Source organism: Lysinibacillus antri, from assembly GCF_003977595.1.
GTDB lineage: Bacteria > Bacillota > Bacilli > Bacillales_A > Planococcaceae > Ureibacillus > Ureibacillus antri.
In genome coordinates, this window is the sequence record NZ_RYYR01000030.1 from 40377 (window position 1) to 47034 (window position 6658).

Sequence of the window (6658 nt, forward strand, 5' to 3'; positions counted from 1 at the left end):
AATTAATAAAAGCATTACCAAACAAGTAATGCTTCACAAAATTTTATCTTCTTATCGGGCGTTCTAGACTACTAATTTCCTCTTCAAAATTGGCGAATTGTTGCTCAAATACGTATTTCACATCCGCAATGGCTGCGTTATAAATATGAGGCGCCAGTGCTTCTTTTATAAAATGTAATACTCTTTGTCCGTCAAATTCGGAATACTCTTGATCAAATTCGTTTTGAAAAAATTGTTGAATGTCTTGAATCATTTTTTGTTGTTGTTCTTTCGTTAGTCGGATCATCGCTGCTCACTTTCTAATTTTCCTAATCGTTTCGATAAATCCTCTTTCCATTCGTCTGCTAGTTCATCGACAGATAAGATTTTCTTTAATCCCTCACTATCTTTAGGATGACGATAGTAGATTTCATTGCAGTAGGAAATAGAAACTTGGGCAGGATGTTTTTTTATTAAAGAGATTTTTACGTCTTTTTGTACCATGCCTTCTTGTATTACTCGACACAAGTAACCTGTATACCCTGTCTCTATCATTCGTTTCATTAAGTTTTTTATACCTGTACGCTTCGTGATTGTACTGCACGGGACACGCGCTTGTGTAATTTGAATAACAGCATCACCTAATTGATAAATATCTCCTACACAAACATCCGATTCTAACATATTGGTTACGGTAATATTTTCACCAAATGTGGAAGAAGGTAGCGGATGCCCAAACTCTTTTTCCCAGAGTGCGTAATGTTCGTATGGGTATACACATACTGCACGATCCGGTCCACCGTGATGTTTTAGGTCCGCAACGCCATCCCCGACAAAGCCTTCTTTTGCTAAAAAGGCTTGCTCAACCGAATCTTTACAAATAGCCGTAGTGACTTCCTTATTGTCGTCATATTTTATACTTTTCGGTAATCCAATCGAAAAATTTTTCAGCTCAATCATTTACTGCACCCTCTCTATTGTTTTCTTACTATATTAGCCTACAATGGCGCATAATGAAATAAGGGCGATTTCACTTTGAAATCACCCTCATCGATTTAGAAATTAAATTTAAATGTCTCATCCGTGATTGGGGCTACTTTTGCCAAAGAATAGGAGGAGCCTTTAGTAGAAAAGAAATCATGTGTCGATCCCTCGTTACGAATACCATTCATCACGATTGGATTGATTTCTTCTTCCGGGAACATCATATCAAGCCCAAGATTCATCAGTGCTTTATTCGCATTATATCGAATATAGGCCTTTACTTCGGGACTTAATCCTGTCTCCGCATATAAATCATCTGTATATTTCATTTCATTTTGATATAAATCTAGCAGTAATTCATAGCCCCATACTTTTAATTCGTCTTGTTTTTCTGTAGAGAAGTTCTTAAAAAGATTTTGCGCAAAAAACCCGACTGCTACTCCGTGAATTGCTTCATCACGAAGTATAAGAGATATCACTTCTGAACTGTTTCGAAGCGTGCCTTGTCCCCCTAAATAAAGTGGATAGAAAAATCCTGAATAGAACAAGAACGATTCGAGCATAACAGACGCAAACATCGCTTTCCAAAGTGTCTCTGGATCATCTTCTTTAATAGAAGAATAGACTTCACCAATTTTATTCGCTTTATATTGCAAGAACTCATTCTTCTTGACCCACTCAAAAATCCCATCAATCTCTTCGTTTGTACACAATGTTGTAAAGATATACGAGTACGATTTGGCGTGAATGGCTTCAAATGCACCAAAGACTGTCAAAACGGCTTTCTCTTGTAGATCTGGTGTGAATTTTGCAATTTCATTCATCCCGATATTGGTTTGTACTGTATCTAAAAGCGTCAGGCCACCAAATACTTTCTTATACGTATCTTGATGCTCGAAGTCTTTCCATTGTTTTAAGTCTTTTGATACGGCAATCTCTTCTGGAAACCATATCTGTTTCCATTGTTGCTCCCAAAAAACGTTCGCTAAATCGCTTGTTGGACGATTCCAGTTAATGGCTTCATACGTTTTTTCTAAATTGAACATGCGACACACTCCTCAAGCGTTTGTAATCGTTGGCGTACGTAATAAACCGATTTAATCCCTTTCATCCATGCATAGATATAGACCTTTGCAAGTTGTTCGGTTGTCCATTGGTCGGTTACGTAAAGTGTCATCGAGATGCCTTGGTCCACATGTTTTTGTGCCGCTGCATAGAAATCAATCATTTTAAATATATCCATATCGTAAGCTTCTGTATAAAGATGCTTATTTTCATTTGTTAAAAACGGCATTGGGTAAATGGTGCGGCTGTCCGCGTAGTCACGTACTTCTACCTTTTCAGTGATTGCGGACAAACTCGCTGTGCATGATCTTGTGTAGCTAATTGATCCCGTCGGCGCAACTGCTAAACGATATGCCGAAAAGATACCGTGTTTCATAACATCGAGTTTTAATTTTTGCCACATCGTTTGCGTGATGATCGGCACATTACCTAATGCTTTACGAACGATCTCACTTGGTCCAACATCTTCTTTTGTGATATAGCGATCAAAATAGTGACCATTTGCATATTCACTCTTCTTAAAGCCATAGAAACTTTCACCTTTTTCTTTTGCTATTAACATTGAAGCTTTTAGTGAGAAGTAGTTTAAGGCTTCCATAAAATGGTCAATAAACTGTATTGATTCCTCTGAGCCGTATTCAATACCTTGTGTTACTAAGTGGCCATGTGCGTTCATCACCCCTAAGCCAACAGAGTGCATGGAGTCATTTGCTTTGGCAACAGAAGGAACATTGGTAATGTGCGTCATAATCGAGACATTTGTTAATAGACGCATCGCTGTATCAATTAATCCTTCAAAGTTTTCTGTTTTGGTTGCGTTATGAATATCAATGGAACCTAAATTACATGACACATCAAACCCATATTCATTTGGTTGATCCATATCGGTAATGATGCTTTTCTTCTGATATTGCATGATCTCTGTCTCTCATATTCCACACAAGACGCTACTCTTATATGCGTTCTCTAATGAACTGCTATATGTCACCATATAGGATAGACTATATCATTATCCTCAGCTTAAACTGTTAGGATACCTCGCTTTTCCACTGCCAATCGCTTGCAGTGTACTCTACTCGCTTCCATTAATTTACTTAATGTGCTTTCGATAGTCGTTAGGCTTTAGTCGTAAATTATTATAAATAGTAATATTCTGGGTAGTCATCACTATTCAACCTATCTCTTAAAGTTTTGGTGCCAATTTTTAATAGTTTTATCCCTTCTCTTATAGTATTGAATTCTACGCCATTAACAACAAATCTTTTTCTTGCTCTGGAATGTTTTTTATCCTCTATTCTTTTTGTTTTTTTTGATATTGGATTCATGGCTTCATCTAAGTATAGGTAGTCTTCGTAGTAGGGACTGTTTAATCGATAGCAAACTGTTGTTATTGATATGTTAAACTCATTCGAATAAGCAGTTACGCTATCATAAACTATCTGATTTACAATTACTTTTTTAGAATTGGCTTCCTTTACGCTATTAATCATCTTTTTTGTTTTTGTTTTTCCATATTGATGATTACCTTTTCCTGACATTTGCTCTCTTCTCATTTTTCTAATTCGCTCTTTTTCAGGATGATCTGTAAAGATATCTCCGCCTATAGCTGTCTTTTTAAGATTGTAATATTTATTAGAGCTAACTGCATTGCTAAGATCAATAACCAATTCTTCGAGTTCGTTTAGTTCTTCGTTATCTAACGCTAGGAATAGTATTTCTCTTTTGAAATTTTCTTTCCTATATTTTTTAATTGCTCTTTTTAAATATACACCTGAACCTAGATATGTTTTCCAATTATTTATTCTTCCAAAAATACACTTACCAATATATTTTTTGGAATCTATTGTATTAGTTGTTTCATATATAAATCCAAAATACTTATTTTCAATATCAACCATCATATTGCCACCTCCTTTAATGTTTTGTTCCCAGTTTATAATAATTTACAATTTTTAGCACGGTAGATTGTCTTGAATTATTCAAGAGTTTTCCCGTTTAACGAGGTTATTCGACTACAATTTCCTGTAGAAGGTGCTAGTAATTAACACAGGTTTGACATACTAACACGCCCCAATCCTTTTAATGGATGGACGTCATTCACATTATCATCAAAGATTTCGAATGGATAACCCGATTCAAATTGGGCTTTCTTAATTTCTGTGTACAGTTTCCGTGCATTTAATCGTTTAATTTTGCGGATGTTCCGATTATCTAATAACTCATAATACATTTCTGAAATGGACATTTCCGACATTCGTTGCCCATACTCTTTATAAATGTCATATGGACTAAATAATACAATGTCCTTATCTCGCTTCATTAGCTCAAAGAAAATACTCGGTATGATAATTCCTGTTGATAACGTGGCAAGGCGAATTTTATCGTCTGCGTTTGGCTTTTTACTGGAAATAAAGTTTTCAATATCCGCATGGAAGATATTTAAGTAAACAACGCCAGAACCATTTCGCTGGCCTAACTGATTGCTGTAAGAAAAAGAATTCTCTAAAAGTTTTGCAACAGGCATCACACCACTTGCACGATTTAAAATTCCTTTAATCGGGTCGCCTAGTGGTCGTAAGTCTGTTAAATTGACACCGACTCCCCCACCAAGCCGTGATAGCTCTAAACAATAGCCAATGTTCTCTGCAATCGAATTCATCGTGTCCTCCATTGATAATTTAAAACATGAAACGAGCTCACCGCGCGCTTTCTTTCCACTATTTAATGCGGTTGGCGTTGCAGGTTGATACGCTTCCATAATTGCCTCTACTGCTCGTTTTGCAAGCTCTTGATTCCCTCTCGCAAGATATAATGCAATAATCACAACGCGGTCTTCATATTTTTCTAAAATTTCTTGTCCGTCACGGCTTTTCATGGCATAGCTGTCGTAAAATTTACTCGCACTCATAAAGGACGGAAATCGAAAATGATAATCATATGCCTTTTTGTATAGTTGTTTTATAAATTCCATATCATAAAGCTCAATAAATTCTTTTTCGTAATAGCCTTCATCGACTAAATAACGAATCTTTTCTTCTATATCAATAAAATAGCGAAGGCGCACATTCACATATTCTAAAAAATACCGTCTTGTCGCTTCACGATCCTTATCTAAATCTAATTGACCTGTTGTACTATAACGATTTAACACATCATTATTTAATTTCAAGTACGTTTTCATGTATTACCCTCGTTTCATAAAACTGTTGGATTGCCTTATAATCTGCTTTGAACCCGCGTAAATCTACTTTGCGTACTAGGGGAATGTTATACGTGTTTGCAATCTTATCTCCAGCACCTCCGAAATATTGGGAGCCAAAATTGAGATTTCCACTTGCCACTACCCCTTGGCACCATGAATAATTGTTTTTTAAAAATTGAGATACTTTAATTGGCACTTCACCTAATTGATCAGTATACGTAATGAGTAAAAATGGTTGACATAGCATCAAATTTTCCGTTATTTCAATGTTATCTGCTTGTAATTGGGAAACAATATATTGAACGTTTCCTGTTCGGCTTGCATACGCAATCATTGGGCAACCAACTCAATTTTTGCTAAGATCTGTTCAACCTCGCCAATAAGCTGGTGATTTATTTCAAGTACTGGGACTGAAAAATAACCTGCCTCAATTATTTGTTCTTTTGCTTGTTCATTTTGGTCGATATTAATCATCTCATATTGAATTCCAGCTCGTTCTAGCTCTGATTTTACCCATAGACATTTTGGACACACTGTTTTTGTATAAAGTTTCATGTTTTTTCCTCCTTTTTGGTGCCTGGCACTTCACATACATAATAAAAAGGCTACCTCTTCAAAAAAGAGATAGCCTAAAAATGGAAACGTGAGGATTGAAAATGGATACGTCTCCATCTCTCAATCCCCGAAGAAATGTTGGATCTGTTTTTACTTGGCAGGTCTCCTGGCTTTGCTTCATTCTCTGATTCCCTTCCCATGCATCGACACAGTGGACATGAATCTTCGTCAGCTTTACAGTTGCGGGGACAGCGCCGGATTTACACCGAACTTCCCTATTAAACTACATGTAGTAGTACCAATAAAAACAAACACAATATATAGTTTTATTCTTGAGGATAACTATAACAAATCCCCAAGATTATGTAAATGCCTATTTTATCTAATATTTCATTTACCTTAAAAGCATAATTCTCCAACACCTGCACACATTACATTTTAGGAGGTGAATGGCCATGAGTAAAAATAGCAAAGAAACGATGAACGCGCGCACTCATAATCCGTTTGAAACATACGCACATTTACACAGAAACACGACAAGTCATCGAGATAATCCAGAAGACAACACGGCAGAAATTGCAGAAGAATTTGACTCAAAAGTGAAAAATAAAAACAATGCAACGAATCACGATAAAAACCAAAAATCGAATAAAAAAGATGCAAAATAATTCTAAAAAGGTGGGCGTCAATTCTCACCTTTTACTATTTTGGTCAATTATTTACTAGAAAAATCCTCACTTGCCTCATATGCTCATAATAAAAACCACTTCTCAAAAAATGAACTGCACCCCAATTGTTAGACAAAATCTAATAATTGGAGGTGCAGTTTTTCTATGTCTAAATTTACTTTAGAAGAAAAGTTAGATGCCATTA

The 6658-nt window shown here is 36.0% G+C and carries 8 protein-coding genes, 1 pseudogene and 1 riboswitch; of the genes and pseudogenes, 1 reads left to right on the forward strand and 8 read right to left on the reverse strand.

What is annotated here, in order from left to right; genetic code table 11:
* Positions 1-43: 43 nt before the first annotated feature.
* From EK386_RS16645 to EK386_RS16680, 8 genes and pseudogenes are all read right to left on the reverse strand, one after another.
* Positions 44-286: a DUF2164 domain-containing protein gene (locus tag EK386_RS16645; RefSeq protein WP_126660307.1), complete on the reverse strand. Its 243-nt coding sequence runs from the start codon at positions 284-286 to the stop codon at positions 44-46.
* Positions 283-939, reverse strand: coding sequence for an MOSC domain-containing protein (locus tag EK386_RS16650; protein WP_126660308.1), 657 nt, complete (start codon positions 937-939; stop codon positions 283-285). Before EK386_RS16650 ends, EK386_RS16645 begins: the two co-directional genes overlap by 4 nt.
* Positions 940-1034: 95 nt before the next feature.
* Positions 1035-2009, reverse strand: coding sequence for a class 1b ribonucleoside-diphosphate reductase subunit beta (gene nrdF, locus EK386_RS16655; protein WP_126660309.1), 975 nt, complete (start codon positions 2007-2009; stop codon positions 1035-1037).
* A complete protein-coding gene (locus EK386_RS16660; protein WP_126660310.1) occupies positions 1997-2944 on the reverse strand; it encodes a ribonucleotide reductase barrel domain-containing protein in 948 nt (315 codons plus the stop codon). Before EK386_RS16660 ends, nrdF begins: the two co-directional genes overlap by 13 nt.
* Before the next feature lie 220 nt (positions 2945-3164).
* A complete protein-coding gene (locus tag EK386_RS16665) occupies positions 3165-3929 on the reverse strand; it encodes a hypothetical protein (RefSeq protein ID WP_126660311.1) in 765 nt (254 codons plus the stop codon).
* 143 nt (positions 3930-4072) lie between these two features.
* Positions 4073-5209: pseudogene (locus EK386_RS16670) on the reverse strand (ribonucleotide reductase barrel domain-containing protein); the annotation flags it as partial.
* Entirely contained in the window at positions 5184-5564 is a 381-nt protein-coding gene (gene nrdI, locus EK386_RS16675; protein ID WP_126660312.1) for a class Ib ribonucleoside-diphosphate reductase assembly flavoprotein NrdI, read from the reverse strand. The gene nrdI and the pseudogene EK386_RS16670, both read right to left, overlap by 26 nt.
* A complete protein-coding gene (locus EK386_RS16680; protein ID WP_126660313.1) occupies positions 5561-5785 on the reverse strand; it encodes a glutaredoxin family protein in 225 nt (74 codons plus the stop codon). The genes nrdI and EK386_RS16680 overlap by 4 nt, the downstream gene beginning before the upstream one ends.
* A gap of 138 nt (positions 5786-5923) precedes the next feature.
* Positions 5924-6103, reverse strand: a riboswitch (cobalamin riboswitch).
* A gap of 137 nt (positions 6104-6240) precedes the next feature.
* Here EK386_RS16680 and EK386_RS16685 point away from each other — a divergent pair.
* Entirely contained in the window at positions 6241-6453 is a 213-nt protein-coding gene (locus EK386_RS16685; RefSeq protein ID WP_126660314.1) for a hypothetical protein, read from the forward strand.
* Positions 6454-6658: the final 205 nt, after the last annotated feature.

Coding starts and splice junctions, on each gene's coding strand:
- EK386_RS16650 (WP_126660308.1), bottom strand. CDS start 939: ATGATTGAGCTGAAAAATTTTTCGATTGGATTACCGAAAAGTATAAAA.
- nrdF (WP_126660309.1), bottom strand. CDS start 2,009: ATGTTCAATTTAGAAAAAACGTATGAAGCCATTAACTGGAATCGTCCA.
- EK386_RS16680 (WP_126660313.1), bottom strand. CDS start 5,785: ATGAAACTTTATACAAAAACAGTGTGTCCAAAATGTCTATGGGTAAAA.
- EK386_RS16685 (WP_126660314.1), top strand. CDS start 6,241: ATGAGTAAAAATAGCAAAGAAACGATGAACGCGCGCACTCATAATCCG.
- EK386_RS16660 (WP_126660310.1), bottom strand. CDS start 2,944: ATGCAATATCAGAAGAAAAGCATCATTACCGATATGGATCAACCAAAT.
- nrdI (WP_126660312.1), bottom strand. CDS start 5,564: ATGATTGCGTATGCAAGCCGAACAGGAAACGTTCAATATATTGTTTCC.
- EK386_RS16665 (WP_126660311.1), bottom strand. CDS start 3,929: ATGATGGTTGATATTGAAAATAAGTATTTTGGATTTATATATGAAACA.
- EK386_RS16645 (WP_126660307.1), bottom strand. CDS start 286: ATGATCCGACTAACGAAAGAACAACAACAAAAAATGATTCAAGACATT.